The sequence below is a fragment of the Spirosoma pollinicola genome (assembly GCF_002831565.1).
In the GTDB taxonomy this organism is placed as follows: Bacteria; Bacteroidota; Bacteroidia; order Cytophagales; family Spirosomataceae; genus Spirosoma; species Spirosoma pollinicola.
This window is the reverse complement of the sequence record NZ_CP025096.1, coordinates 1143280-1168997: the sequence shown is the minus strand read 5'-3', so window position 1 is coordinate 1168997 and position 25718 is coordinate 1143280. Positions and strand designations below refer to the sequence as shown.

At 47.7% G+C, this 25718-nt stretch carries 24 protein-coding genes; 12 read left to right on the top strand and 12 right to left on the bottom strand.

What is annotated here, in order from left to right:
• Window positions 1-59: 59 nt before the first annotated feature.
• From bamA to CWM47_RS05085, 3 genes are all read left to right on the top strand, one after another.
• Window positions 60-2651, top strand: coding sequence for an outer membrane protein assembly factor BamA (gene bamA, locus CWM47_RS05095; protein WP_100986810.1), 2592 nt, complete (start codon window positions 60-62; stop codon window positions 2649-2651).
• A gap of 114 nt (window positions 2652-2765) precedes the next feature.
• Complete coding sequence (locus tag CWM47_RS05090; protein ID WP_100986808.1) at window positions 2766-3344, top strand: OmpH family outer membrane protein; 579 nt, start codon at window positions 2766-2768, stop codon at window positions 3342-3344.
• Between the two features lie 19 nt (window positions 3345-3363).
• On the top strand, window positions 3364-4029 hold the full coding sequence (locus CWM47_RS05085) for an OmpH family outer membrane protein (protein WP_100986806.1): 666 nt from the start codon (window positions 3364-3366) through the stop codon (window positions 4027-4029).
• A gap of 43 nt (window positions 4030-4072) precedes the next feature.
• On the opposite strand, the gene CWM47_RS05080 is transcribed toward CWM47_RS05085, so the two are convergent.
• Window positions 4073-4645 (bottom strand): efflux RND transporter permease subunit, encoded by a 573-nt coding sequence (locus CWM47_RS05080; protein WP_240625715.1) that lies wholly within the window; start codon window positions 4643-4645, stop codon window positions 4073-4075.
• Window positions 4646-4674: 29 nt separating this feature from the next.
• Here CWM47_RS05080 and CWM47_RS05075 point away from each other — a divergent pair, with 29 nt between their 5' ends.
• Both CWM47_RS05075 and CWM47_RS05070 read left to right on the top strand, forming a co-directional pair.
• Window positions 4675-5178, top strand: coding sequence for an efflux RND transporter permease subunit (locus CWM47_RS05075; RefSeq protein ID WP_240625714.1), 504 nt, complete (start codon window positions 4675-4677; stop codon window positions 5176-5178).
• A 167-nt stretch (window positions 5179-5345) separates the two neighbouring features.
• A complete protein-coding gene (locus tag CWM47_RS05070) occupies window positions 5346-6932 on the top strand; it encodes a hypothetical protein (RefSeq protein WP_100986804.1) in 1587 nt (528 codons plus the stop codon).
• A gap of 52 nt (window positions 6933-6984) precedes the next feature.
• On the opposite strand, the gene CWM47_RS05065 is transcribed toward CWM47_RS05070, so the two are convergent.
• The 5 genes from CWM47_RS05065 to CWM47_RS05045 all read right to left on the bottom strand — a co-directional run bounded on the left by CWM47_RS05065 (window position 6985) and on the right by CWM47_RS05045 (window position 9900).
• Complete coding sequence (locus tag CWM47_RS05065; protein ID WP_100993741.1) at window positions 6985-7854, bottom strand: aldose 1-epimerase family protein; 870 nt, start codon at window positions 7852-7854, stop codon at window positions 6985-6987.
• Between the two features lie 86 nt (window positions 7855-7940).
• On the bottom strand, window positions 7941-8408 hold the full coding sequence (gene rpsG, locus CWM47_RS05060; RefSeq protein ID WP_100986802.1) for a 30S ribosomal protein S7: 468 nt from the start codon (window positions 8406-8408) through the stop codon (window positions 7941-7943).
• A gap of 149 nt (window positions 8409-8557) precedes the next feature.
• Window positions 8558-8986, bottom strand: coding sequence for a 30S ribosomal protein S12 (gene rpsL, locus CWM47_RS05055; protein ID WP_046577394.1), 429 nt, complete (start codon window positions 8984-8986; stop codon window positions 8558-8560).
• 156 nt (window positions 8987-9142) lie between these two features.
• Window positions 9143-9463: a DUF3467 domain-containing protein gene (locus CWM47_RS05050; RefSeq protein ID WP_100986800.1), complete on the bottom strand. Its 321-nt coding sequence runs from the start codon at window positions 9461-9463 to the stop codon at window positions 9143-9145.
• A 47-nt stretch (window positions 9464-9510) separates the two neighbouring features.
• The gene (locus CWM47_RS05045) at window positions 9511-9900 is read right to left on the bottom strand and encodes a DUF4870 domain-containing protein (protein WP_100986798.1); all 390 of its coding nucleotides are present in this window, start codon (window positions 9898-9900) and stop codon (window positions 9511-9513) included.
• 73 nt (window positions 9901-9973) lie between these two features.
• On the opposite strand from CWM47_RS05045, the gene CWM47_RS05040 reads away from it, so the two are divergent.
• The 3 genes from CWM47_RS05040 (at window position 9974) to CWM47_RS05030 (ending at window position 12378) form a co-directional block, all read left to right on the top strand.
• Entirely contained in the window at window positions 9974-10555 is a 582-nt protein-coding gene (locus tag CWM47_RS05040) for a Crp/Fnr family transcriptional regulator (RefSeq protein WP_100986796.1), read from the top strand.
• 69 nt (window positions 10556-10624) lie between these two features.
• Entirely contained in the window at window positions 10625-11344 is a 720-nt protein-coding gene (locus tag CWM47_RS05035) for a sterol desaturase family protein (protein ID WP_100986794.1), read from the top strand.
• 110 nt (window positions 11345-11454) lie between these two features.
• Window positions 11455-12378 carry an alpha/beta hydrolase gene (locus tag CWM47_RS05030; protein ID WP_100986792.1) on the top strand — a complete coding sequence of 308 codons (924 nt, stop codon included), beginning with the start codon at window positions 11455-11457 and terminating at the stop codon, window positions 12376-12378.
• A 329-nt stretch (window positions 12379-12707) separates the two neighbouring features.
• Here the strand turns inward: CWM47_RS05030 and CWM47_RS05025 are convergent, their stop codons facing one another.
• The 3 genes from CWM47_RS05025 to CWM47_RS05015 all read right to left on the bottom strand — a co-directional run bounded on the left by CWM47_RS05025 (window position 12708) and on the right by CWM47_RS05015 (window position 18705).
• Window positions 12708-13943, bottom strand: coding sequence for a TlpA disulfide reductase family protein (locus CWM47_RS05025; protein ID WP_100986790.1), 1236 nt, complete (start codon window positions 13941-13943; stop codon window positions 12708-12710).
• 67 nt (window positions 13944-14010) lie between these two features.
• A complete protein-coding gene (locus CWM47_RS05020) occupies window positions 14011-17460 on the bottom strand; it encodes a pyruvate carboxylase (protein ID WP_100986788.1) in 3450 nt (1149 codons plus the stop codon).
• Between the two features lie 213 nt (window positions 17461-17673).
• Window positions 17674-18705 (bottom strand): hypothetical protein, encoded by a 1032-nt coding sequence (locus CWM47_RS05015; protein WP_100986786.1) that lies wholly within the window; start codon window positions 18703-18705, stop codon window positions 17674-17676.
• Window positions 18706-18821: 116 nt separating this feature from the next.
• Here CWM47_RS05015 and CWM47_RS05010 point away from each other — a divergent pair, with 116 nt between their 5' ends.
• On the top strand, window positions 18822-19484 hold the full coding sequence (locus tag CWM47_RS05010) for a DUF1345 domain-containing protein (protein ID WP_100993740.1): 663 nt from the start codon (window positions 18822-18824) through the stop codon (window positions 19482-19484).
• A 1-nt stretch (window position 19485) separates the two neighbouring features.
• Here CWM47_RS05010 and CWM47_RS05005 read toward each other — a convergent pair whose 3' ends face one another.
• A complete protein-coding gene (locus CWM47_RS05005; protein WP_100986784.1) occupies window positions 19486-19668 on the bottom strand; it encodes a hypothetical protein in 183 nt (60 codons plus the stop codon).
• Between the two features lie 77 nt (window positions 19669-19745).
• Window positions 19746-20981 (bottom strand): nucleoside recognition domain-containing protein, encoded by a 1236-nt coding sequence (locus CWM47_RS05000; protein WP_100986782.1) that lies wholly within the window; start codon window positions 20979-20981, stop codon window positions 19746-19748.
• 51 nt (window positions 20982-21032) lie between these two features.
• Between CWM47_RS05000 and CWM47_RS04995 the strand changes: the two genes are divergently transcribed.
• The gene (locus CWM47_RS04995) at window positions 21033-21764 is read left to right on the top strand and encodes a M15 family metallopeptidase (RefSeq protein WP_100986779.1); all 732 of its coding nucleotides are present in this window, start codon (window positions 21033-21035) and stop codon (window positions 21762-21764) included.
• Window positions 21765-21782: 18 nt separating this feature from the next.
• On the opposite strand, the gene panC is transcribed toward CWM47_RS04995, so the two are convergent.
• A complete protein-coding gene (gene panC / locus CWM47_RS04990; RefSeq protein ID WP_100993739.1) occupies window positions 21783-22622 on the bottom strand; it encodes a pantoate--beta-alanine ligase in 840 nt (279 codons plus the stop codon).
• Window positions 22623-22763: 141 nt separating this feature from the next.
• Between panC and CWM47_RS04985 the strand changes: the two genes are divergently transcribed.
• Together CWM47_RS04985 and glmS are read left to right on the top strand one after the other, a co-directional pair.
• Window positions 22764-23570, top strand: coding sequence for a glycogen/starch synthase (locus CWM47_RS04985; protein WP_100986777.1), 807 nt, complete (start codon window positions 22764-22766; stop codon window positions 23568-23570).
• A 184-nt stretch (window positions 23571-23754) separates the two neighbouring features.
• Complete coding sequence (gene glmS, locus CWM47_RS04980; RefSeq protein ID WP_100986775.1) at window positions 23755-25593, top strand: glutamine--fructose-6-phosphate transaminase (isomerizing); 1839 nt, start codon at window positions 23755-23757, stop codon at window positions 25591-25593.
• Window positions 25594-25718: the final 125 nt, after the last annotated feature.

Here is a 25718-nt window from a genome sequence, read left to right as displayed (position 1 = left end):
CAACCCTTATGCCGCAAACTGACTCCTGACAATCAACAACATAATAGGTATTACACAACTTGGAACACCGTATAAAAGTATTAGTAGGGGCCATTTGCCTGCTCATTAGCTTGTCACCTGCTACTGTTTGGGCTCAGGTGCGCGTTGGCGTTCCGCGCGCTAATGTCGTTCCGACAGAAACGAACGAATTGCTCAACTACGCCAGCCCTAAAGAATATGAAGTTTCCGGGCTCACCGTAACAGGCACCCGCTACCTGGACCCAAACTCACTTGTTTCGTTAGCCGGTCTGAAAATTGGTGACAAAATTCGTATTCCGGGCGAAGCCGTCGGTTCGGCGGTGCGTAAACTAATGGAATCCGGGCTGTTAGACAATGTCGAGATGTTTGCTACTAACGTTGCCGACAACAAGGTATCGCTGATGTTTAAGGTACAGGAACGTCCCCGGCTTTATCGGGTTAGTTTCATGGGTATAAAAAAGGGCGAACAGGATAACCTGAAAGACAAAGTAAAACTCAATCTGGGTAAAATCGTGACCAACACGATTACGAAAAATACCCAGATGGCTACCCGTAAATACTTCGTAGACAAAGGCTATCTGAATACGAAAGTTAAAATCACCACTATTCCCGATAGTACCCGCAATAACGCCACCATGCGCGTATTGGTTGACAAAGGGCAAAAGGTAAAAATTGCCAAAATCAACTTCGAAGGTATCACTGAAGTCGATGAGTCTGCTGTACGAATGAAGATGAAAAATACCAAACAGCAGCGCTTCGGCCGGTTGTTTAGCCCATCGAAATTCGTCCCGAAGAAATATGAAGAAGATAAACTGAAGCTTATAGAGTACTATAATAAGCTGGGCTATCGCGATGCGACCATCGAAGACGACACGATTGTTAATAATGGCGGCAATGCCATCAGCATTAACATGAAGGTCAACGAAGGTCATCAGTATTACTACCGTAAGATCGACTTCTCGGGTAACTACCTGTACACGGCCGACCAACTGCGTTCAGTACTGGGCGTAACAAAAGGTGATGTGTATAACCCGGAAGATCTGGACAAACGCCTGAACGGTAATCCTGGACAGGACTTGAGTTCGCAATACATGGACCTTGGTTATCTGTATTACAACGCTCAACCCATCGAAAGAGCCATCGAAGGTGATTCGATTGACCTTGAAATCCGGATTTTTGAAGGTAAGCAGGCAACCATTAACAAGGTCATTCTGAATGGGAATACCAAAACCAGCGACCACGTTGTGATGCGGACAATCCGGACGTTACCGGGCCAGAAGTTCTCAAAAACGAACCTCATTCGTACGCAGCGGGAATTGTCAACGCTGGGCTATTTCGACCCTGAAAAAATCGGGATCAACCCTGTCCCGCAAAGCGATGGGACTGTTGATATTGAATATACTGTTGAAGAAAAACCATCCGACCAGATTGAGTTATCCGGCGGTTGGGGTGGTTATGTAGGCTTCGTGGGTACCCTCGGCTTAACGTTCAATAACTTCTCGGCCCGCAACATTCCGAACCTGAAAGCCTGGCGGCCATTACCGGCCGGGGATGGTCAGCGGGTGCAGTTACGTTTCCAGGCCAACGGCTCGCAATACCAGGTGTATTCGCTGTCGTTTACGGAGCCCTGGTTAGGTGGCCGCAAACCAAATGCGTTATCGGTTAGTGCCAGCCATACGGTGTATCAAACTTTTTACGATCCCTTAAACCCTGCCAGTATTTACCAAAGTCTGAAGGGCCGTAAACCAACCGGTTCCTATACCAACACAGCCGTTACAATTGGTCTTGGACGTCAGTTAAAAGTCCCCGATGATTATTTCAGCTTGAGCAATTCGATCTCGTTTCAGCGGTATGACCTGAACAACCTCGATTTGTTCTACATCGGCTACAAAGACGGGATTTCAAACAACATTACGTTCAATACGACCCTTTCGCGTAATAGCATAGATAACCCGCAGTTTCCACGTAACGGCTCTTCGTTCACGCTGAGCGGTTCGTTTACGCCCCCTTACTCGGCCTGGCGTACCTCCACGGCAACGGAAGCACCGAAGGATAAATACAAGTTTGTGGAATACCACAAATGGATGTTCGACGCCAGCTGGTTCCAGACGGTATTCGGTAAGTTAGTCTTGAATACACGGGCTCACTTAGGTTTTCTGGGTAGTTATAACAGCCGCACGACAATCGGACCATTTGAACGCTTCGTGTTGGGCGGATCAGGGCTGGCCGGTCAGGGGCAGTTTGCGTTGGCTCAGGACATCATCGGTCTGCGTGGCTACGATGACCGGAGCGTGTATACCGCCGACTACGACCGTGCTGTCGATGCCACATCGCGCAGCCAGGGTGGTGTCGCTTACAACAAGTTCGTTGCCGAACTACGGTATCCGGTATCGCTGAATCCATCGGCAACTATTTTCGTTCTGACATTTCTGGAAGCCGGTAACAACTGGGGTAGCTATAAGCAATACAATCCATTCGATCTGAAACGGTCGGCGGGTTTTGGCGCACGTATCTTCATGCCAGCCTTTGGGTTGATTGGTATTGACTACGGCTACGGTTTCGATAAGATTCCGGGTGTAAAAGATAAAGCCTCAGGCCAGTTCCACTTTACAATTGGTCAGCAGATCAGATAAGATTCGGGAAGATTAAACGTTTTTAATGTATCTATAAGGTATCAAAGACATTATAGATATAAAAACACCACCCTTGACAATCAATTACTTCCCGCAAAAATTGATGTACGATCAATGAAAAAAACCCTATTTTTCGTACTTTTGTGCGCTGTTTGGGTAGTCACACCGGCGCAGGCGCAGAAGTTTGGATACATAGATACGGAGTTCATCTTCGGTAAAATGCCCGAATATCAGAAAGCCCTTACCGAAATTGACAAGTTTGCCGATAAGTGGTCGAAGGATATTCAGGATAAATATGTTGAAATTGATAAGCTGCAAAAAGCTTATCAGGCAGAAGAAATCCTGTTGACCGAAGATATGAAACGCGACCGGCAACGTGCCATCAGCGATAAAGAGCGGGAAGCACGGGAGTACAATAACAAAGTGTTTGGCTATCAGGGGTTGCTTTTTGAGAAAAAGAAGGAACTGATGAAAGCCCCCATGGAGTTAGTGAATCGGGCCGTAGAAAAAGTCTGTATTCAAAAAAAACTGGACTTTATGTTCGACAAAGCGTCTGATTTTGTTATGCTGTATACGAATCCAAGGCATGACTATTCAGATTATGTAATGGAAGAATTAGGCTTAGACATTAAACCAACGGCGACAAATACGAGTCCAAGTCCAGCAAATAAAACAATCACAAAACCAAAGTAATACCAATAACTAATTCGAGATGAAGAAACACATCGTCATGGCGTTTGCATCAGCCCTTCTGTTGGGTGGTTTAAACGCTCAGGCACAAGCCCCAACAACAACACCAGTTACGGCCACTGCTGGTCCATTGAAGTTAGGCTATACGAACATTGATTACGTTCTGTCGCAAACACCAGAAGCAAAAGATATTCAGAACCAGTTGACGATCCAGCGTACGCAGTCGGAAAACGAACTGAAGCGGATGCAGAAAGAGCTGGAAGATAAATATGGCGCTTATGAAAAAGGCGCGGCTCAAATGTCGGACGTGATCAAAAAAGATCGTGAAACTGAATTGCAGGGTCTTCAGGGACGGATTCAGGAGTTCGGTCGTACGGCAGAACAATCGCTGCAAGCAAAGTACCAGCAGTTGGTGAATCCAGTTGTTCAAAAAATTCAGAAGGCCATTGATGCTGTTGCAAAAGAAAGCGGCTACCAGTATGTTTTCAACCTGGATGCTGGCGCTAACACCATCCCTATTTTGCTGGTTGCTCCCGAAGAAAACAATATCACGGAATTGGTATTGAAGAAAATGGGCATTGATCCAGCTAAAGCAGCAGCGGCAGCAAAACCGGCTACTACCGGCGGCAGCACGCCAACAGCGACTAAACCAGCCGCGGGTTCAGCAGCTGCGCCAAAGAAAAACTAGGCGTTTGTATAGAGCTTAAACACAACAAAAAAGTCCTTCCTGTTCAGGAAGGACTTTTTTGTTGTGTTTTTCGTTGGGCTAGCCACCAGTATAGCAGCGGAATTACGGTCCAGGAGACCAGTACACCAATGCCCATCCCGCCAATGACCGATAAAGCCAAAGGCCGCTGTAACTCCGAACCTAAACCACCGCTAAATAATACGGGTAAAAGGCCTAATACCGTTGTCAGGAAAGTCATCACCTGCGATTTGAGCCTCCGTTGCCCTGCCGATCGAATGGCATCCATGAGCGACATCGAATCAATACTACGGTTCATGGTGTCTATTTTTAGGATTGAGTCATTATCCAGTAGACCAATCAAAACGATCATACCAATAACCGATAAAACATTCAGGCTCTCTCCTGCCAGATAAAGTGTCCAGACCGAACCAGCCAAACCGAGCATAATGATTAGCAGCACGATGAGCGGTTGCTGTAGTGATTCAAACTGAGCAGTAAGAATACAGAACAGTAATAAAATGGCAATGGCTACAATGCCCAACAGTTCCGTCAGATACGTTTTGTCGCGCAGATAACGCCCAGACCAGCCAGCCAGTACACCAGTTTCCTGTTGCAATATGGTAGCTCCCTGTTTCTGTACGGCGTTTGCACTGGAGTTGTCAATATGAATTAATCGGACTGGTCGTTCTGCTAATCTACATCATCTGCGCCATAATCTTTGAAAGTTTATGGCAACCGCTGGCACTCATTGGGCTAATTCCGCTGTCCTATATCGGTGTGTTTTTAGCCTTTTACTGGACAGACAGTAATTTTGATCAGGGCGGTTACGCATCGTTTATTCTTCTGGCGGGCAATGTAGTTTGCGCAGGCATATTTATCGTGGCCGAAATGAACCGGCTTCGCAAGCGGTATCCAAATTTGTCGTTGTTTATGGCTTATCAGAAGGCATTCAGGCATAAAATTGGTCCGGTATTGCTAACTGTATTGTCTACCGTGGTCGGCATGGTTCCGTTTCTACTGTACGAACAAGAAGCTTTCTGGTATGCGCTTGGCATCGGCACCATTGGAGGCTTACTTATGTCGCTTGTAGCTGTCGGGATTTACCTACCTCTATTTTTGATGACCAAACAGTCGCAGATTAGCCTATAAAAATCGAATTATCCTAGTTGTTACTTTTTACTGGAAAAATATAATTATTAAACACAAAACAGGCATTTTTGCTAAGAAAAATCGCAAAACGGGTTTATAATCCAGACGAGACGAAATCTTAGTCTTACTTTTACGTTTTTCAAAACAGACCACCTTTGAACGTCGCTATGAACCGAACTGCCGGTATAGTAGCGTGGAGCCTACTCATGAGTACAATGGGAAGCATCCACGCGCAGGATTCCAAATCACTACAGCTCCTCCTACCTTCACAAGCTAACTGGAACGTTGTGTCTGAAGGCACCACCGTCCGTTTTGACTTAAAAGCAACTGGATCTCCCAACGATACATTGAGATTTTCTTTTGGTGGCGATAAACAGGATGGCATGCAGCTTGATTCATTAGGCCATTTTAGTTGGACACCTGGCTTTGATCTGGCCGACCGTATTCAGACGACAAAAAACTACCCAGTTAGTTTTGAGGTTCGTAATGGACGCGGGCAAACAGCTACGCAAAGCGCTGAATTTAAGATTCTACACGTAAATCGCCCACCGGTAATTGGTGAACTGCGGCCCTTTTACGTGAGTTATCGAACGCAGAATACCTACAAAATGGACCCACAGGTGGTTCACGATGACGATGGCGACCCAATTGTTTTTATCCCCATTGCCGATCAAATGCCAGAAGGCAGCAAACTGTCATCGCAGGGCGAACTAACCTGGACCTTATCACTCAATCAATTTAATCGACTGAAACAAGCACCTCAGTATATTGAGTTCTGGGTAGAAGATCAACCGGCCAAAACGCGCACGAAAGGACGCTTGAAAGTGGAAGTCACCCAGATGGACTTGCCGCCCGATATTGCCGTTATTCCAAAAGACACACATTATAAGCTAAAAGAGAATGCAACGGTAAACCTTAAATTTTACCTCTCAGATCCTAATGGGGAGGATGACGTAGCAGCTTTCGGATTTTTGTCTGATAATCAAGAAATTGCTAAAACGGCATTAGTTAAGAATACGGACAATCAATACGAATTTATCTGGAAACCAGGATACGATTTCGTAAAAGACCCTTACGATTCATTGACTGTGCAAATCACATTTTATGTGCTGGACAAAGCCCAAAACCGGGAAGAACGTCGAATTACGTTTACTGTTTTAAATACGGTTAACGAAGCCGAAAAAGACCGGTATTACTACAATCAGTATCGGCAGGTGCTGGTGCAGGCGTGGGGACTGATCGAACAACTGGGCGATAAAGAAGAGCAACTCAAGCACGATTATAAAAAAGCAAAAGGTGGCAAGCGAAACCGCTCGGTAGCCAATGCATCGCTGGGTGCCGTAACGGGTGTTACGCCTGCCGTAACGGGTTCAAGTACCAGCCAAAATGCACAGAACAACGGACGTCTGATTTCAGCCGTTGGCGGTACAGCCGTTCTAACGATGGGCACGCTGGAAGCAACCGAGGTTATTGGTAAGTCGATGAAAGATTTGCTCGACCGCTACAACTATGTACTGGGCAAACGAAGCGAATTGCAGAATAAAGGTGATGTATTTGCGCGTGAGTTTGCGCTGAAGTCGGCTCGCCGAAACGGAGAATTTATCAAAAAACTGGACGACTTTCGTAATTCAATGAGTCTGAGCGGCCTGGTAGCGCTGGAGCTGGACGCCAATTGGCAAAGCAAGAAAGAAGCGACCGATAAAGCGCTGAAACGTACCTTCAAAGACTTTGTAGCGTTGGATGAAACGCAATAAGTAGGTAGAGTAGAGACAAGGCCTGCCTTATCTCTACTCTACCTACCAAAAACTAACTCACCTCAATTGTAAAGGAGGCTTCAAATACCTTTCCCGTTTCCACCTGCTGAATCGCTTCTTTCTGTTGAATTGGCTTGGGTTCGCCTTCGCTGTCGGCGCAACCTAACCACGGCTCAATACATACAAAAGGCGCACCGGGTTTGGCCCATAGTCCTAAGTATGGGAAATCAGGGTAAGCAACCGTTAGGGCATGGTCGTGTTTGTCGCTTCGAATAGCTACGCTTCGGGATGCCAGGTTTTTGAACACCAGTGCATCGGCATCAAACAAATGTTTTGTTAACGCAAGTCGATTCCCATTCGTTGGAACAGCTATTGTTTCGCCGGTAAAGTATCCCGCCGACGAAAGCATGTGTGTTTCCAGCGGTTCTGCCTGCTCGAACTCAATAAAGTAGTCCTCGTATGATTCCTCTGCCGTAAAGGGCACGGCGAAGGCTGGATGTGCTCCCACTGAGAAATAAATGGTTTTCTCGTCCGCATTTACCAGTCGGTATGTAATGGTTATTTTCGGGCCATCGAGTTCGTAGATCAGTTGAAACTCAAATTCGTACGGGAAATGCACCCGCGTAGCATCGCTCGACCGTAGCGAAAAAATAGCATGTGTCTTCGTTGATTCAGTCGTGTCAAACGTAGACTGCCGGGCAAAGCCATGTCGTTCGATTGGGTATGTTTTTCCGTCAATAAGCAGTTGATTGTTCAAACAGCCACCTACTACCGGAAATAGATTAGGTGCATGCCAGCCCCAAACCATAGGGTCGGCCTGCCACAGATGTTCTATACCGCTGGGTTTATGGAAGATGGATGTTAACTCCGCGCCTTTGGGCCGGATGGAAATGCGGAGGAGGTCGTTTTCTAAAGTTGCCATATAGCTGAAAAACAACAAAAGCTACCCAATGTTGGATAGCTTTTGTAAAGTTAACGGCCATCGGGGATTTGGCCAGTTTTGTTGGTTTAGAACCGGAAGTGAGAGAACGCCTTGTTGGCTTCTGCCATACGGTGCGTATCGTCCTTCTTTTTCACAGCCGCGCCTTCGCCTTTAGCGGCTGCGACGATTTCGGCTGCTAACCGGTCTACCATTGTTTTTTCACCACGTGAACGAGCATACTTAATAAGCCATTTCATGCCTACCGCGACTTTTCGGTCTGCCCGTACTTCGGTTGGCACCTGGAAGGTAGCTCCACCGACACGACGGCTTTTTACTTCAACTGATGGCATGACGTTGTTCAACGCCTTTTTCCATGTATCCAGACCGCTTTCGGTGGTGCGCTTGGCAACAACATCGAGTGCGTCGTAGAAGATGGAGTACGCTAAGCTCTTTTTGCCAGCATACATCAGATTGTTTACAAATTTGGTTACGAGAACTTCCTTGTACTTAGGATCGGGTAATACGTAACGCTTGGGCGGTTTCGCCTTTCTCATGATTTCTTCAGATTTTTGATCTTACTCTGAACGTAGTCTTTCCGACGTCCAGTCAGTTTTTTTAGTAATTAGTTAATTAAGTAAAGTGGTGTAGTAAGTTCAAAAACTTCTAATTACACATACTCCACGAATCAACTGACTACACTAATTTACTTTTTCTTTTTCGCTGGCGGTGCACCTTTACCACCTTTAACGGGAGCCTGACCTGGTTTCGGACGTTTCGCACCATATTTCGACCGGCTTTGTAGACGACCGCTTACGCCAGCCGTATCCAAAGCACCACGAACGATGTGGTAACGAACACCCGGAAGATCTTTTACCCGGCCACCGCGAATCAGTACGATTGAGTGTTCCTGCAGGTTGTGACCTTCGCCTGGAATGTAGGCGTTCACTTCTTTTTGGTTCGTCAAACGAACCCGGGCAACTTTCCGAAGGGCCGAGTTCGGCTTCTTCGGCGTCGTTGTATACACACGTGTACACACGCCCCGACGTTGTGGGCAAGAGTCTAGAGCTGGCGACTTTGACTTGTCGATCAGCTTTTCGCGGCCCTTACGCACTAGTTGTTGTATAGTAGGCATTCTTAAATTAGTTTATAAAAAACAGTCTTCCCGAATTTTGAGGTGCAAAGATACGGAAAACAGTTTGAATGCCAAAGGAATTATAGATTTACGATGTACGGTTTACAATGTACGATAGACTCTCGCATCAACCTGAGCCGCACATCGTAAATCTATCTACGCCTGCCCAACAGGGCCGCCGAAGCCGCTACCCGGGAACCGAAACCCGTTAGGCTCGTTGATATCGCCATTAGCCTCTTCGAAGCGGCCAATGTTTTCACGCAAGGCCTCCAGCAGCCGTTTGGCATGTTCTGGCGTCAGTATTATACGCGCTTTTACTTTGGCTTTGGGAACACCCGGCATCAGCCGGATAAAATCAAGAATAAACTCACTATTCGAGTGAGCAATCATGGCCAGATTGGCATAAACACCCTCGGCGATTTCCTCGCTCAATTCGACGTCAATAGCACCTTCGGGGTTTTGTTGTTGAGGATTCATACTAAAAATAGTTGTCAATAGCGGATATTGCCTAAAATGGAGAGGGCTTATTTAATAAACCTGTATGTCAGTGGATACTGATAATATTCTCCGTTGTTGGCTTTTACTGCCGCAATAATAGTAAAAACGAGCCATACCACACCGACAACGAAAATGAGGAATACTCCGATCACAAGAATCATGAGCAAAAACGACACTGCCGCAGCAATGGCCATGGTGATTTGAAAATTGACCGCTTCTTTACCATGATAGTCAACAAAGGCCGATCGATCTTTTTGAATCTGCCAAATAACCAGTGGAGCCACAATACTACCGATCAAAACAAAAGAACCCGGTATGGCACTAAGGTGCGCAAGCATTGCCCACATGCGGGCATCTGAGTCGTTTAAGGGTATAGGTGCTGGCGATGAAGGTGGGTAAGGCGGTTGGTTTTCCATGGCTTCCTAGTGGTTTAGTTACACAAGTAAGTTGCAATAAAAGTTTGATTGATACAACGTTAACGTTTCAAATATGAACCAGTTACTGACTTTAATTAATACGTTTTGGCCCATATCAACCGACCTGAAAGAAGGCTTGGGAAAGCTGCTTCATCGGGATGTATTGCCGCGCAAACACTGGCTCTTGCAACCGGGTCAACGCTCCGACCGTATCTATTTTATTGAAAAGGGCGTAGTGCGCGGGTATTATATAAAAATGGGTGGTCAGGGCGACGGAAAAGAAGTTACCTCGTGGTTTATGCGGGAAAATGACTTTATTATTTCAATTGTCAGTTTTTACAGCCGCCAGCCCGCACAGGAATATATTGAACTCCTGGAAGACTGTATTTTGTGGTCAATCACCTACGATCAATTACAACAACTCTATCGTGACTTTCCCGAATTCAATGCCATTGGTCGACTTCTCACTGAAAAATATTACGTGTTAAGTGAAGGGCGCACGCAGAATTTACGAATGCAGGCCGCCCCCGAACGTTATCAACAGCTCGTGACTGATTTCCCTGCTATTTTCCAACGGGTACCGCTCAAGTATATAGCTTCACATCTGGGCATTTCGCCCGAAACTCTCAGTCGCCTGAGAGGGCAGCGAAATTGATGTTCGTCAATGTTTTGGTAAACCTTACCTAGTTGTTTTGGGGTATTGATTCACTAAAACAACAACGTTATGTTACCTATCATTTTTGGCGTTTTTATAGCCTGCTTTATTCTGGAGCGGCTTACTCCCGGCTGGAAACTCCCTAATGTGCCTACCTGGACAATTCGCGTGCTCGCGATCAATTTCGTACAATTGATTATCGTTGTGCTGGCCGGATTTACCTGGGAGAAGTGGCTGTCAGCTTATTCCGTTTTTCATCTGTCTGCCTATACAGGAAATATAGGTGGCGGCTGCATTGCCTATGTTATCGCTACATTCATTTTCTATTGGTGGCATCGTTGGCGGCATACGGTTGATTTTCTCTGGACGCATTTCCACCAGATTCACCATAGCCCGCAACGACTGGAAGTAATTACCTCATTCTATAAGCATCCGCTCGAAATGACTGTTAATTCGATCATTGGCAGTTTACTGGTTTACACATTACTGGGGTTAACTGCTGAAGCAGGAGCCATTTATACACTTTGTACGGCTCTGGGTGAGTTTTTTTACCACACTAACGTAAAAACACCTCAATGGGTCGGCTATATTTTTCAACGGCCCGAAATGCATCGTATTCATCACGAGTATGAAAAACATACCCACAACTATGGCGATATTGTATGGTGGGATATGCTGTTTGGAACGTATCAAAATCCCAAAGAATTTCGATCAACCTGTGGGTTCGATGAAGAGAAAGAACTGCGGTTGGGAGACATGCTTCGCTTTAAAGATGTTCATCGGGAGTAGCCAGAAGTCAGTTATAGACATGTGTATTGATTAGTTAGCCAGTAACAGGTTCATTACAGGGATTATCTATCGTCCAGCAACTTACCTTTACGCAACCTCAAACACTGATTATGCTAAATCGGACACTACGCCATATTGCTTTGCCTTGTTTGCTACTGGTTGTTACCTTTTGCAAGGCACAACCTACCAATCCGGTCAGGTCGATTTTTCCGACAGATACTCGCTTCATTGCGAATGTGCCCTATGCCGGTGATACCTTGAAAAGGCATTTACTGGATATCTATTTACCCGCTCAAATGGCGTCTAAACCGCCCTTGGTTGTTTGGGTACACGGGGGTGCCTGGATGCTCAACGACAAGTATGCCGACATGAGCTACATGAAAAATACAGTTCGATCAATTCTGGAAAAAGGATATGCCTTCGCATCTATCGACTATCGGTACAGTACAACGGCACCATTTCCGGCTCAGATTCAGGACTGTAATCAGGCGCTGGAGTTCCTATACCAGAATGCCGCCAAATACGGCTATGACCGAAATCGAATTGCTTTAGTCGGGTTTTCGGCGGGCGGGCATCTGGCGTCATTGCTGGCCTTGTCTGCCAACAATTCCATATCGGACTTTTACATAAACCGAAAAAAGCCTTCGTTTCGCATTAAAACAGTCGTGGATTTCTATGGTCCGTCCGATTTTCTGGCCCTGATGCGACGGGATGCTCCCCTATCAGACACGTCTGTAGTGACTTCGGAAAGTCGTTTGCTGGGTGCCTCGCCATTACGTCGGCCTGATCTGGCGAAAATAGCCAGTCCCGTTACCTATATTGACAGGAATGACCCACCGTTTTTAATTATACAGGGAGAGAAAGACGAGTCGGTGCCAGCCGCGCAATCCGTTTTACTAAGTTCGTGGCTAACACTTGCTCAGGTTAAAAACAGGCTCATCATCGTGCCAGGGGCTCCGCATTATGGCACCATGTTCGATAGCGATTTTAACCGGCAAGCCATTTTCGAGTGGTTGGATACCTATCTGAAATAGCAGTAATAAAAGAAAACATGAGTCATCCCGAATTTTCTTACCCCTGAGCTTGCCCTTTTTATTGGCCCCATAGGGGTCAAATCTTTGTAGAAAATAGCCCGCAATCTGTCTCGACTGCGTACCATAGGTACGCCACCAAATACGCGTGTAGCGTACCTACGGCACGCAGCCGCGGTCATAGGGGGCCGATGGCTACCAACATTAGGTACCTACGGCACCAACTGGCTGGCGGCTCACCCACCTCGCTCATGCGGAGATGTGAAGCGAGCCAAGTCTTTTAAAATTTGGGATGACTCATGTTTGAGTAAAAGGTAAAGTAATGAGGTCGGTTATTTATTTGTCACTCTACTGCTTTCAACAGAAGCAGATTCATTCAGTAACTGATCCATTTCTGCCTTGAATTCTTTTACGAACTCTTCGTAGTACTGGCCCGTGGCGGGGCCTGAATAGCCAGTATGCACTTTGGCGACTTCGCCATTGCGCTTCACGTAAATGGTTGTTGGGTAAACAGACATTTCACTCAGGGCAGGCAGCACTTCCGATGCATGTTTAGTATCGGCAATACCAGCAAAAAGTATGTCGTAGTCTATCTGGTAACGATTTTTGACTGTTTCGAGCCTGGCCTTTGCAAAAGCCGGGTCGTTTTTAGCCTCGAACGCCAAGCCAATAATTTCGATACCCCGTTGCTTGTTGGCCTTGTACCAGGGCGATAGAAAAGCAGCTTCGTCCATGCAGTTATGACACCAGCTACCCAAGGTCGTAACAATGACAACTTTACCCTTATACTTCGGATCGCTCAATGAAACCGGTTTGCCTGTAAAAGCATCGGGAAAGGTGAACGTGAAAGGTACACCAGCCTTCATGGTCGTTATCCCGTAGGCGTCTGGCAATGATGCCTTTGCATTGCGGGTGCCCTTGAGCAACCGAACCTGCCGCCGATTAATAAAACTGCCCGTTAACTCATTGCCGCTGATTTTACCGGTAAACAATTGGGGATTAGACCCATCGAAAGCTGAGAGCGAAAATTCGTCGCCCTGTACCGAGCCTTCATAATAACGAAGGTCGCCACCGGTGCTAAGGAATGTGCCCGTTAGTTTGCTGCCTCGCTGGTCAAACACCCCAATCAGCTTAACATTCTCATCAATAGCAATGTCCCATTTGCCATGCATGCTCACTGTGGGCGTTGCGGGTTGCTCTACAAAACGGTATCGTTTCCCAAACTCGGCCCGAAAAGGAACACCAGCGCCCTGCGACTGCGGGTCGAGCGATTTGAATACGCCAACCAGCGTTTGGGCATCCACGATTTTTGCTGCCAGCACGGTATTATACACATCGACTGGCAGGAAAATAGAATCGCCCCGTTGAACGACGTTCTTTAAGTCAAAGCGTTCAGCTCCGTTAAGCAAATAAGCGGCCTTTCCGGCCAGTTCAAAGTTGAAAGGCGCGGTATGGCCACCAGCGAGTGTGAAAACACCCCGCCATATACCTGCCTGGGGCTTTACCTGTGCTCTTACCGTCAGGCCAACAAGTAGTAGAAAGCCAATTGTCGAAAGTCTTGTACACATGTTGATGAAGATTATTGTATGAAACAGCCTCTGGCTCCGGCCACCCGGCTGGCTGTTTCATACTATTTTACGCCAGTTCCAGTACGCAATCATCCTGCTCGACCGTAGTCGCTTCTTTCAGGATAACTTTTGCCACTTTACCCTCTTTTTGAGCGGCCACGATGCTCTCCATTTTCATGGCTTCGATCACAAACAGAGGCTGGTTTTTCTTAACGACGTCGCCTTCTTTTACCAGGATTCGGGTTAGGCGGCCTTGTAATGGTGAGCCAATGTCGCCCGCTTTGGTCGCTTTGGCATTCATTTGCTTCTCAACTTTCGAGGCTCTGTCACGAACCTGCACCTGCCGGCTCTGGCCGTTTAGTTCGAACGTAATGGTTCGCATACCAAACTCGTCCGGCTCGGATCTGAATAGCAAGCGAACAAGGATATTTTTACCCGCTTCGATGTTGATCAGAATCTCTTCGTTCTCTTTCAAACCATAGAAAAACGCAGGCGTCGGAATAATGCTGACGTTGCCGTACTGCACATTGGCTTTGTAATATTCATCGTACACCTTGGGGTACATCTGATACGACAGGTAATCCAAAAAGCCGTCGCACTGCGGGTATTTCTCCTGGAAAGCTTTGAAATCGGCATCGAAGTCGATGGGTTTCAGGTGCTCGTTCGGGCGGCCAGTGATGGGTTCTTCACCTTTCAGGATAACACGCTGCGTTTCTTCAGGGAAGCCGCCAACTGGCTGACCCAGAATCCCTTTCATCAGTTCTTTTACCGATTCGGGGAATGACAGCGAATCACCGCGCGTCAGTACATCGTTGGCAGTAAGGTTATTGGCCGTCATAAAAATAGCCATATCGCCCACCACTTTCGACGATGGCGTTACTTTAACGATGTCGCCAAAGAGTTGATTAGCAACCGAGTAGTTCTTTTTCAGCGTCTCGAATTTATCGCCCAGACCGGTAGCGATGGCCTGTGGTTTCAGGTTCGAATACTGACCACCCGGAATTTCGTTTTCGTATACCTCGGCACTACCCGCCTTCATTCCCGACTCAAATGGGTAGTAATACTCCCGAACGTCTTCCCAATAGTTCGAGTAGGCATTAAGCGATGCCAGATTCACGTCACACTCCCGTTCGTGCCCCTGCATCATGGCCACTACCGAATTAAAATTCGGTTGAGAGGTCAGCCCTGACAAAGCACCCAGGGCACAGTCAACAATATCGACACCGGCGTCAATGGCTTTTAAGTAAGTAGCGGCCTGAATGCCCGGCGTATCGTGCGTGTGCAGGTGAATGGGGATACTGACCGCCTTTTTCAGTTCACGAACAAGTACCTCTGCCGATAAAGGTTTGAGCAAACCTGCCATGTCTTTAATGGCAAGTATGTGTGCGCCTTCATCTTCCAGTTGACGAGCCATGTCCAGATAATACTGGAGTGTGTACTTTTTCTGGTTCGGATCGAGCACATCGCCGGTATAACAGATAGCGGCTTCGCAAATGGCATTTGTCCGTTCGCGAACAGCCTTCATGCTTACCTTCATGGCTTCGACCCAGTTGAGCGAGTCGAAAATACGGAACACATCAATGCCCGTTTCCCACGATTTCTCAACGAATTTTTCGATCAGGTTATCGGGATAGGCCGAATAGCCAACCGCGTTGGAACCCCGAAACAGCATTTGCAGCAGCATATTCGGCATGGCTTCGCGTAAAGCTTCCAGACGTTTCCACGGGCTTTCATACAGGAAGCGCATGGCCACATCGAAGGTCGCACCGCCCCAAACTTCCATTGAGAAAAGTTCGGGGTGATTTTTGGCAAAGCCTTCAGCTACTTTCTGTAAATCCTGTGTTCGAACGCGGGTAGCCAGCAACGACTGGTGCCCATCGCGGAAGGTCGTATCGGTATATAGTATACTTTTCTGATCGAGAACCCACTTCGAAAAATTCTCGCGTCCCAGTTCATTCAGTCGGTCACGGTTACCCGCCGGGTATTGGCTATACTGGTCAAAAGCCGGTACAATTGGTGTTCTGAACACCTTGCTATCGTCTTTTTTCTTAACCTCCGGGTTGCCGTTCACAATCACTTCGGCGAGGTAATTGAGTACGCGCGTCGAGCGGTCTTGCGGCTTGCGGAAGTCAAACAGTTCGGGGTGGGTTTCAATGAACGAAACACGCGCTTCGCCCCGTTGGAAAACCGGGTTGCTGATTACATTGAGCAGGAAGCCAATGTTCGTTTTTACGCCCCGAATCCGGAACTCCAGCAAGGCCCGTGTCAGGCGTTGGGTAGCGCCTTTCAGCGTCCGTCCCCGTGCCGAAACTTTCACGATCATGGAATCGAAGTAGGGCGAGATTTTCATGCCCGCATAACTACTTCCCTCATCGAGACGGATACCGAAACCAGCCGCATTCCGGTAGGCCGTTATCGTGCCAAAATCAGGTTTGAAGCCATTGGCCGGGTCTTCGGTCGTAATGCGGCATTGGATCGCGTAGCCGTTGAGCGGCACATCGTCCTGATGGTTAATATAAATGCCGTTGTCGGACAGTTGATAGCCCATCGCAATCAGAATCTGTGTTCTAACGATGTCGATACCTGTTACTTCTTCGGTAATGGTATGCTCAACCTGAATACGTGGGTTTACCTCAATGAAATAAATATTCTCGGCCTTATCGACCAGAAACTCGACCGTTCCGGCATTGGAATAATTTACCGCCCGGCCTAGTTGCAGGGCGTAGGCGTAGAGTTTGTCTTTTGTTTCCTGCTTCAACCCAAATGACGGAGCCACTTCGACAACCTTCTGAAACCGCCGTTGTACCGAACAGTCGCGCTCATACAGGTGAACGATGTTGCCGTGCTGATCGCCGAGCAACTGCACCTCAATGTGCTTAGGTTCTTCAATGAATTTTTCCAGGAAAATCGTATCGTCGCCAAACGCATTACGTGCTTCGTTTTTGGCTTCGGCAAACGCCTTTTCAAATTCTTCGGCTTGCCGCACCACACGCATGCCACGCCCACCGCCACCGGCAGCCGCTTTCACCATGATCGGAAAACCAATTCGTTCGGCTTCGGTCAGCGCGAATTCAGGCGACATATTCTCCTCGCGCGAGTCAGGAATAAGAGGAACGCCTGCTGTGGTAGCAAGGTTTTTGGCTCGCACTTTATCGCCCAGCGCGTCCATAGCTTCCGGCGATGGCCCGACAAATATGATATTCTCTTCACGACACCGACGGGCAAGTTTTACGTTCTCGGAAAGAAAACCATAGCCCGGATGGATAGCATCAATCTTGTGATGTTTGGCCAGCATAATAATGCCTTCGACATCTAGATACGGTTTCAAGGGGTCTTCGTCACGCCCAATCTGATACGCTTCATCGGCCTTGTAGCGGTGAAGCGAATACCGGTCTTCATAGGTGTAAACGGCCACAGTGGTGATACCTAATTCGGTGGCAGCCCGCATGATGCGGATGGCTATTTCGCCCCTATTGGCGACAAGCAAACGATTAATGGGTCGGATATAATCTTTCATGATTCTCAACAAAAGCGGCTTCAGGCTATAAGAGTGCCAAATAACACAGCAAGATTGTTGAAAATTTTGAAAAAATCGTCCTGTACCGTATAATCATTGGAGAAGCCAGATTTTTCGAGGAATATTACAGAAATTGAAAGGTTATTCTTTTTTATCCAGATTCGCGTTTAATTGACCCGTTACTGGTAAACAAGCCATATAGATAGCGCTATTCTACCTGTAGCTTTTCAGCCATTGTTTTAATATATCCATATTAGCAAGCATTTTCAAATCACTTTTCAGTTGCTTTATATCCCGCTTCAATTGAGCAATGTCGGTGTTAAGGCTGATCTCAAAACCCACCAGGGAGCTGGCCGTAAACGTTGCTTTACCTGTTATTGTAGCTAGTTCCTTTTGTAGCGCCAGAAACTCATCGTCCAGCTCCTGTGCCTGCTGCCGAAGAATTTTATTGTAGTACTTGAGCTGGTCTTCGGCGAGCGCTTCCAGATGAGTCTGATCAATACGTTCAAATTCGAGTTGTAAACGAAACAGAGCCAGCACATCGCTTTTTTCGTAGGCAGCTATAACGCGGTGCATAATTTCCGTTTTACGCACTTTTTCGGCTTCATCAGGTTCGCGGTCAGGGTGAAACGCCTTTACCAGATCCATGTACAGTGTTCGCACTGCTTTCGTGGTTTTTTGTACATCGGCCTGTTTTTTGGCCTCGCGCTCCAGTTGTTTTGCTGATTTTGGTTTGTTGGCCCGTTGTCGCTGACGTTCTGCTTCGGCCGCTTCCAGTTCCTGCTCATAGGTCATTTCAGAATGCTCCTCATCCGGATCTGTGCCAATCCTTTTACCGTTAGGCACTTGCTCGTCTGACCCATCAGTTCCTCCATCGAACTCCTCAGTCTTGTATTTGTCGTAGATAGGCTTCAGGCTGTCGATTTCGTGGACTGAAATCAGGTCAAAAGCCATTGTCCGAATCAAATCGGCAAGCTTCTTTCGTTCGATTTTCGTGATGTCTTCATGGGTATAAGCACGGTCGAATAGGCGCACCAGATCGGCCTGTAAACGACCATATTGATCAATTAACGGATGATAATCGGCTTGTACCCGCTGCTGAATCTGTTGATAAATCGCCCGCAGATCGTTCAGCTCCACGCTTCTTTGTTCAATTTTTTGGGTTAACCGATTGAATTCTTTCTGCGACTTGGACAGAGACTCATTCTCGATTCGGACCAGATGACGCTGCGTCTGTAGGGACATGATAATTAAGGTACATTGACGGCGTAAAGGTACGGCTGCCGTAATCAGTAACCGAAAATTTGGGTAACATGGGGCGAAGGGCGTACTTAGCGTTCTGCTTTTTGGTTATTGATAACATGAGTGCAAAATCAACACCTTTCATTGCTCGTCTGGACTCCCAACACCGACTATTTATTGGCCTTCTGGTGGCGGCAATCACGTACTTTTTCAGCCCCGATAGCTTAAGCCTGGCGGCCCGCTTCACGCTAGTCTGGATAGCCTTTGCCGTAACGATTCTGGCCCTGATGTGGGCAAGTATTTGTGTGGCTCACCCCCGCGACTTGCCCAAAGTTTCGCAGCTTGAAGATTCGAGCCGAACGCTAATTCTGGTATTCGTAATTGTGGCAGCCGTAGCCAGCCTGTATGCGGTGATTGTGCTCCTTGATTCAACGGACAAAAATGGACCCGATTGGCCTCAGAATAGATTATTGGCACTTTTGGCCATTGCCAGCGGCTGGATTCTGGTTCATACGGTTTTTACCCTCCGATATGCTCACTTGTATTATGGGAATGACACAAACAAGAAAAAACCGTCTGGTGGATTAGACTTTCCGAACGATGATGAACCCGATTACCTGGACTTCGCCTATTTCTCCTTTGTCATTGGTATGACCAGTCAGGTGTCCGACGTATCTATCGGATCAAAGCGCATGCGTCGAACGGCCCTGATTCATGGGGTACTGTCTTTTGGGTTCAATGCCATTATCATTGCGCTGACGGTAGGTGGCCTTGCGAGTTAGGTTAGCCCGAGCGACGCTCACCGGACCGGCTTTGTTTTTTTGCCTTTTCTAATTGCTCTTTTTCGTAGGCTTCCCGCTGGATTTTGTCAGAGTTCAGGTTGCGGTATAAGCCGTTGAGCACGTAGATATCGTCAACCTCGTCGATTAACCGGTGCAGGTGTTCGCGAACTTGGGTAATGTTCATTCGATTTAGGGTCGCCGAAGCGGTTAGTTTGTTGAGTTAGCTAGCTAATCAGTTAACACACTTTTGAGTTTTTTCGCTCAGTGAAAGAAGAAATATCCTAAGGCTATACCGGCAATAACACCCATCAAATCGGCGAACAGCCCGAATGGGATGGCATAACGCGAATTCCGAATCCCTACTGAGCCAAAGTATAGAGCCACGATATAAAATGTGGTATCGGCTGCGCCCTGGAACATACAGGCCAGCCGACCTACAAACGAATCGGGGCCAAACTGTTTCATGGCGTCGATCATCAGGGCACGAGAGCCCGACCCACTCAAAGGGCGCATCAGGGCCACAGGCAACGCATCTGTAAATTCGGTGTTGATACCTGTCAGGCTGAACACGTATTTCAATCCATCAATAACATAATCCATTGCTCCCGAATTTCGAAACGCACCAATGGCGACCAACATGCCCACGAGATACGGGATAATTCGGACAGACGTTTCAAAACCGCCCTTCGCCCCTTCGATGAATGCGTCGAAAATATCCACCCTTTTGCGCATTGCCCCCAGCAGAAACGAGACCACAATAAGCATTAGAATGAGGTTACCCGTCACTTTCGAAATGACCTCAATTTCTTCTTTTGTTTTGGTCGATAGAAACCAGAGTGCCAACCCGATCAAGCTGGTAATACCGCCCAGCCAGCCCAATACGGTACTATTTAGCAGATTGATTCGCTGTTTGATCGCTACTGCGATCATGCTCACTACCGTGGCAACGTAGGTAGCAATCAGGCAGGGAATAAAAATATCCGATGGGTCTTTTGCGCCCAGAATAGCCCGTTGTGCCATGATGCTCAGCGGAATAATGGTTAGTCCTGAGGTGTGCAGCACCAGAAACATAATCTGAGCATTGGAAGCCGTTTCTTTGGTCGGATTCAGTTCCTGCAAACTCGCCATCGCGCGCAGGCCGAAGGGCGTGGCAGCGTTGTCAAGCCCCAGCATGTTGGCCGAAAAATTCATAATCATCTGCCCGTTAGCAGGGTGATCTCTGGGTACTTCCGGAAACAGCTTGTGAAAAAACGGACCAATGATCCGGGCCATAAAATTGATGGCTCCGGCTTTCTCGCCAATGTTGAGCAAACCCAGAAAAAACGTCATCACCCCGGCCAGCGGCAAGGCAATATCCATCACGGCCACCTTCGAGGAATCAAACAGCCCTTCGACAATAAGTTTGAAGATTTCGGTATCGCCCAGGAAAATCAGTTTGGCCAGAGCAACCAGAAAAGCAACGATAAAAAAGGCAACCCAAATGTAATTTAAGGCCATGTTACGGGCGGTTTAGCAGGCAAAGTAGTGCGTTTTGGCGTTATTTGCGTTATGATGAACGGTAAAAAAATTACGATACAGCGATTCACGAAGACGTACAGAGATGCGCAGAGAATCTTCGTGTATCTCTGTGTTTTCTCGGTGTATCTCTCTGTCACAACGCTACAGGCGCAGACTACAGAAAGTGCTATGGCTAAACAAGGCCTTGTGGATGTACAGAAAGTTGACCCCACAATTCTGGTCGAACTCAAGTATTCGACCACCGATAACTTCGTGGGGAAAGACGTTTATGGCGACCTGACGCGGGCCTACATGCAACCAATGGCGGCAAAAAAACTCGCCGAGGCCAGCAAATACCTGCAAGCCCATCACCCTACCCTTCGGTTACTGGTGTATGACGCGGCCCGTCCCCGCACGGCGCAGTGGAAGCTCTGGAATGCGCTCCCCGACTTACCCGAACACGAACGCCAGAAATACGTTGCCGACCCACGCAAAGGGTCTATTCACAACTATGGCTGTGCCGTTGATTTAACCGTTGCCACTGCCGACGGTAAGCCATTGGACATGGGAACCAAGTACGATTTTTTTGGTGAACTGGCCTACCCTTCCCGCGAGGATGAACTACTCAAATCAGGCAAGTTGACACAAAAGCAAATCGACAATCGGCACATCCTGCGCACAGCCATGCGAGAAGGGGGATTTAGCTCCATTGAGTTTGAATGGTGGCATTTCAATTCGCTGTCGCGGGAGAAAGCAAAGATGATGTTTCGGATTGTTGATTAAGATAAGAGCTCGTACCACTCAAAATACCAGATTATCAATTAACCTCACCTTGCCTAAATGGGCGGCCAGACAAATGGCGGTTTGGCCCGGTGCCAGTACCTCACTGGCCACTTGAAGCGTGTTTGCATTTACCACGTCGACATACTCTAACCGAAAATGAGGGTTGTCGGCAAATAAGCCCGTTACAGCCGCTTTCGCCTGCTCAACATCAAGACCTTCGGTCAATAGCTCATGAGCCAGTGTAAGGGCTTTAAACAGGGTTGTGGCCTGCTTTCGCTCCACTTCGGTCAGGTTCCGATTGCGCGACGACATCGCCAGCCCATCGCGCTCCCGAACGGTTGGGCAACGAATCAGTTCAACAGGAAAGCTAAGGTCGCGAACAAGCCGCCGGATCACAGCTACCTGTTGCAGGTCCTTCTGGCCAAAATAGGCCCGGTCGGCCTGAACGATGTTGAATAATTTGGCGACTACAATGCCTACTCCATTGAAATGACCCGGCCGAAAAGCCCCTTCCATTACCGTTTCCAACTCGCCAAAGTTCATGCGCAGCAGGGGCGTTTCCGGATACATTTCTGATACCGAGGGGGCAAAAACTACATCGCAGCCAGCCGCTTCCAGTTTTTCGCAGTCCTCTTCCAAGGTGCGCGGGTAGCGTGCCAGATCATCGGGATTGTTGAACTGAGTGGGGTTAACGAAGATGCTACTCACCACAACGTCATTCTCCCGGCGAGCCGTTTCGATCAGGGTAATATGGCCTTCGTGCAAGGCACCCATAGTTGGTACCAGACCAATTGTTTGCTCAGAACGAATAGAATTCAGGTGTTGACGAAGCGCGGCAACCGTATCAAAGCGATGCATAATAAATAATTCTGTTTCGGGGGTGCAATGATACGGCAAGCGCATCTTTTTTGCACAAAATGTATTGAAATACGGGAAAAATTTGTATAATTTTGCAAGTTTTTTTTGGTTCACTCAGACAGCACACGCTTTCCCTATCTTATGAGCAAACTCCGCATCCTTTACGTTGCCAGTGAAATTAACCCTTTCCTGAAAACGTCTGACGTCGCTGATTTCGTCCGCAAATTGCCTCAGGCCATGCAGGAACGCGGAATGGAAATTAGAATTCTGGTGCCTCGCTTTGGACTTATTAACGAGCGCAAAAACCGGTTGCACGAGGTGGTACGGTTGTCGGGGATTAACATTGCCGTGGGAGATGATGAAAAACCACTGATTATCAAGGTAGCATCGATCCCAACAGCCAAATTACAAGTATATTTTATTGACAACGAAGACTACTTCCAGCGGAAATATGTTTTTCATGACAAGGAGAACCGCTTCTATGACGATAACGACGAGCGGGCAATTTTCTTCTGCAAGGGTGTTCTTGAAACGGTAAAAAAATTAGGATGGGCTCCCGATATCGTTCACTGCAATGACTGGATGACAGCCCTGATTCCACTCTATCTTAAAACGACCTACAAGAACGACCCAATGTTTAAGGACACGAAGTCAGTTTTTACGGTTTACAATAACTCATTCGAACACCGATTTGCGGGCGACATTATCGAAAAAGCCCGGATGATGGATATTGACGATGAGATGTTAGCCGAACTAAAAACCGCTGATTTCGAAGGATTTATCCGAATTGGATCTACCTATGCCGATGCCGTAGTTCGTGCTGAAGAAGAAACAAGCGAGAGCCTGAACGCGATCCTAACCGATTTTCCGGAACATAAATTTGACACCGTAGAGGACGAAGACGTAACCGATCGCTATTATAACCTTTACACCCAACTGGCTGGATAGTTTACTTCTACTGTCACCTAATGGAAGTAGTAATAGCATTATATGTTAAACGAGTCATAAATAAGTCTCTCTAAAAAGCCGGAAGTTTCCGGCTTTTTAGCTTTAATTTACTCCCCAAACCAGATTATATTTCTTTATCCGTCCCAACAGATAAACGCACCGGCGTTCCGGTAGTAACTGACTTATGTGTGGAATTGTGGCTTATGTAGGACATCGCGAAGCATGTCCATTGGTAATAAAAGGATTGAAACGGCTCGAATATCGGGGTTATGACAGCGCCGGTGTAGCTCTGGTGAACAGCCAGGGCCTGAGCGTTTATAAGAAAAAAGGCAAAGTAGCGGCTTTAGAGCAGGAGTTAGCAGGAAAAGACGTGTATTCCACGATTGGTATGGGACATACCCGCTGGGCCACTCACGGCGAACCCAACGATGTGAATGCTCACCCGCATTATTCCTTCCACCGCAAGCTGGCCATTATTCACAATGGCATCATTGAAAACTACGCGGCCATTAAGCAGGCGTTGATCAAAAAAGGGCACACGTTCAGTAGCGAAACCGATACGGAAGTATTGGGTCAGTTTATTGAAGACATCTGGGAAAACAACGGTGGTACACTCGAAGAAGCCGTTCGGCTGGCTTTGCAGGAAGTTGTGGGCGCTTATGCCATTGTGATTATGAACACAACCGACCCAACCCAACTGATAGCCGCCCGCAAAGGCTCGCCCCTTGTTATCGGCGTTGGTGAGAGTGAGTTTTTTCTGGCATCGGATGCCACGCCCATCGTTGAATACACGAAAGACGTCATTTACCTCAACGATTACGAAGTAGCAGTTATCAAAAACGGCGAACTGACCGTTGTAACGCTCGATAATACGACCACAACGCCTTACGTTCACAAAGTGGAGCTGGAGCTGGAAGCCATCGAAAAAGGCGGCTTCGACCACTTTATGCTCAAAGAAATTTTTGAGCAGCCCCGCTCCATTGCCGATTCCATGCGGGGTCGCGTTCGGGCCGAGGAAGGCACGCTGCAACTGGGCGGTCTACGCGATTACATGGACAAACTGGCCAAATCGAAGCGGATTGTCATTATTGGTTGCGGTACGTCCTGGCACGCCGGGCTGGTAGCCGAATATATTTTTGAAGAACTGGCTCGGATTCCGGTTGAGGTTGAGTATGCCTCAGAGTTTCGGTATCGGAACCCAATCATCAAGGAAGGCGATATTGTTATTGCCATTTCGCAATCGGGCGAAACGGCCGATACCCTGGCGGCCATCGAGTTGGCCAAGTCAAAGGGCGCTATCATCTTCGGTGTTTGTAACGTGGTTGGCTCATCCATTGCGAGGGCAACCCACGCCGGGGCTTTCACGCACGCAGGTCCTGAAATTGGGGTAGCCAGTACCAAAGCGTTTACGGCCCAGGTAACGGTGCTGACGCTTATTGCACTGGCGGCCGCCAAACGCAAAGGCACTATTTCAGACTCACTGTTTCGGCAGTTGCTGGTCGAGTTGGAAAGCATCCCGGCCAAAGTCGAACGAGTGCTTCAAGCCGCCGATAAGATTAAGGAAATCGCGTACATCTTCACCTACGCACGCAACTTCATTTACCTGGGTCGGGGTTTGAACTTCCCGGTTGCACTGGAAGGGGCCTTGAAGCTAAAGGAGATCAGCTACATCCACGCCGAAGGTTATCCTGCCGCCGAGATGAAGCATGGCCCTATTGCTCTCATCGACGAAGATATGCCGGTAGTGGTAATTGCCACGAAAGATAGTTCCTACGAAAAAGTTGTCTCGAACATTCAGGAAGTAAAAGCCCGCAAAGGCCGCGTAATTGCCATCACCACCGAGGGCGATACGCTCCTGCCCGGTATTGTTGACTTCACAATCGAAATTCCGAACGTCCACGATATTCTTATGCCGTTGATATCGGTCATTCCGTTGCAACTACTGGCCTACGACATTGCCGTGATGCGTGGTCGTAATGTAGACCAGCCGAGGAATCTGGCGAAATCAGTGACAGTGGAGTAATTAATTATCTAGTAATGGCCTTTGAAAAAAAACGAAAACGAGTTGCCAATTCAATTTATGGATCAGCCCGTAAGCGAGCGATACGACAACTAGGTATTTTGCAGCATAAGGGCAAGGCTACATTT

Bases quoted from the DNA above. Each gene is read 5' to 3' on its own strand.
- CWM47_RS05090 (WP_100986808.1), top strand. From the start codon at position 2,766: ATGAAAAAAACCCTATTTTTCGTACTTTTGTGCGCTGTTTGGGTAGTC.
- CWM47_RS05085 (WP_100986806.1), top strand. From the start codon at position 3,364: ATGAAGAAACACATCGTCATGGCGTTTGCATCAGCCCTTCTGTTGGGT.
- CWM47_RS05070 (WP_100986804.1), top strand. From the start codon at position 5,346: ATGAACCGAACTGCCGGTATAGTAGCGTGGAGCCTACTCATGAGTACA.
- CWM47_RS05065 (WP_100993741.1), bottom strand. From the start codon at position 7,854: ATGGCAACTTTAGAAAACGACCTCCTCCGCATTTCCATCCGGCCCAAA.
- rpsG (WP_100986802.1), bottom strand. From the start codon at position 8,408: ATGAGAAAGGCGAAACCGCCCAAGCGTTACGTATTACCCGATCCTAAG.
- rpsL (WP_046577394.1), bottom strand. From the start codon at position 8,986: ATGCCTACTATACAACAACTAGTGCGTAAGGGCCGCGAAAAGCTGATC.
- CWM47_RS05050 (WP_100986800.1), bottom strand. From the start codon at position 9,463: ATGAATCCTCAACAACAAAACCCCGAAGGTGCTATTGACGTCGAATTG.
- CWM47_RS05045 (WP_100986798.1), bottom strand. From the start codon at position 9,900: ATGGAAAACCAACCGCCTTACCCACCTTCATCGCCAGCACCTATACCC.
- CWM47_RS05040 (WP_100986796.1), top strand. From the start codon at position 9,974: ATGAACCAGTTACTGACTTTAATTAATACGTTTTGGCCCATATCAACC.
- CWM47_RS05035 (WP_100986794.1), top strand. From the start codon at position 10,625: ATGTTACCTATCATTTTTGGCGTTTTTATAGCCTGCTTTATTCTGGAG.
- CWM47_RS05030 (WP_100986792.1), top strand. From the start codon at position 11,455: ATGCTAAATCGGACACTACGCCATATTGCTTTGCCTTGTTTGCTACTG.
- CWM47_RS05025 (WP_100986790.1), bottom strand. From the start codon at position 13,943: ATGTGTACAAGACTTTCGACAATTGGCTTTCTACTACTTGTTGGCCTG.
- CWM47_RS05020 (WP_100986788.1), bottom strand. From the start codon at position 17,460: ATGAAAGATTATATCCGACCCATTAATCGTTTGCTTGTCGCCAATAGG.
- CWM47_RS05015 (WP_100986786.1), bottom strand. From the start codon at position 18,705: ATGTCCCTACAGACGCAGCGTCATCTGGTCCGAATCGAGAATGAGTCT.
- CWM47_RS05010 (WP_100993740.1), top strand. From the start codon at position 18,822: ATGAGTGCAAAATCAACACCTTTCATTGCTCGTCTGGACTCCCAACAC.
- CWM47_RS05005 (WP_100986784.1), bottom strand. From the start codon at position 19,668: ATGAACATTACCCAAGTTCGCGAACACCTGCACCGGTTAATCGACGAG.
- CWM47_RS05000 (WP_100986782.1), bottom strand. From the start codon at position 20,981: ATGGCCTTAAATTACATTTGGGTTGCCTTTTTTATCGTTGCTTTTCTG.
- CWM47_RS04995 (WP_100986779.1), top strand. From the start codon at position 21,033: ATGATGAACGGTAAAAAAATTACGATACAGCGATTCACGAAGACGTAC.
- panC (WP_100993739.1), bottom strand. From the start codon at position 22,622: ATGCATCGCTTTGATACGGTTGCCGCGCTTCGTCAACACCTGAATTCT.
- CWM47_RS04985 (WP_100986777.1), top strand. From the start codon at position 22,764: ATGAGCAAACTCCGCATCCTTTACGTTGCCAGTGAAATTAACCCTTTC.
- glmS (WP_100986775.1), top strand. From the start codon at position 23,755: ATGTGTGGAATTGTGGCTTATGTAGGACATCGCGAAGCATGTCCATTG.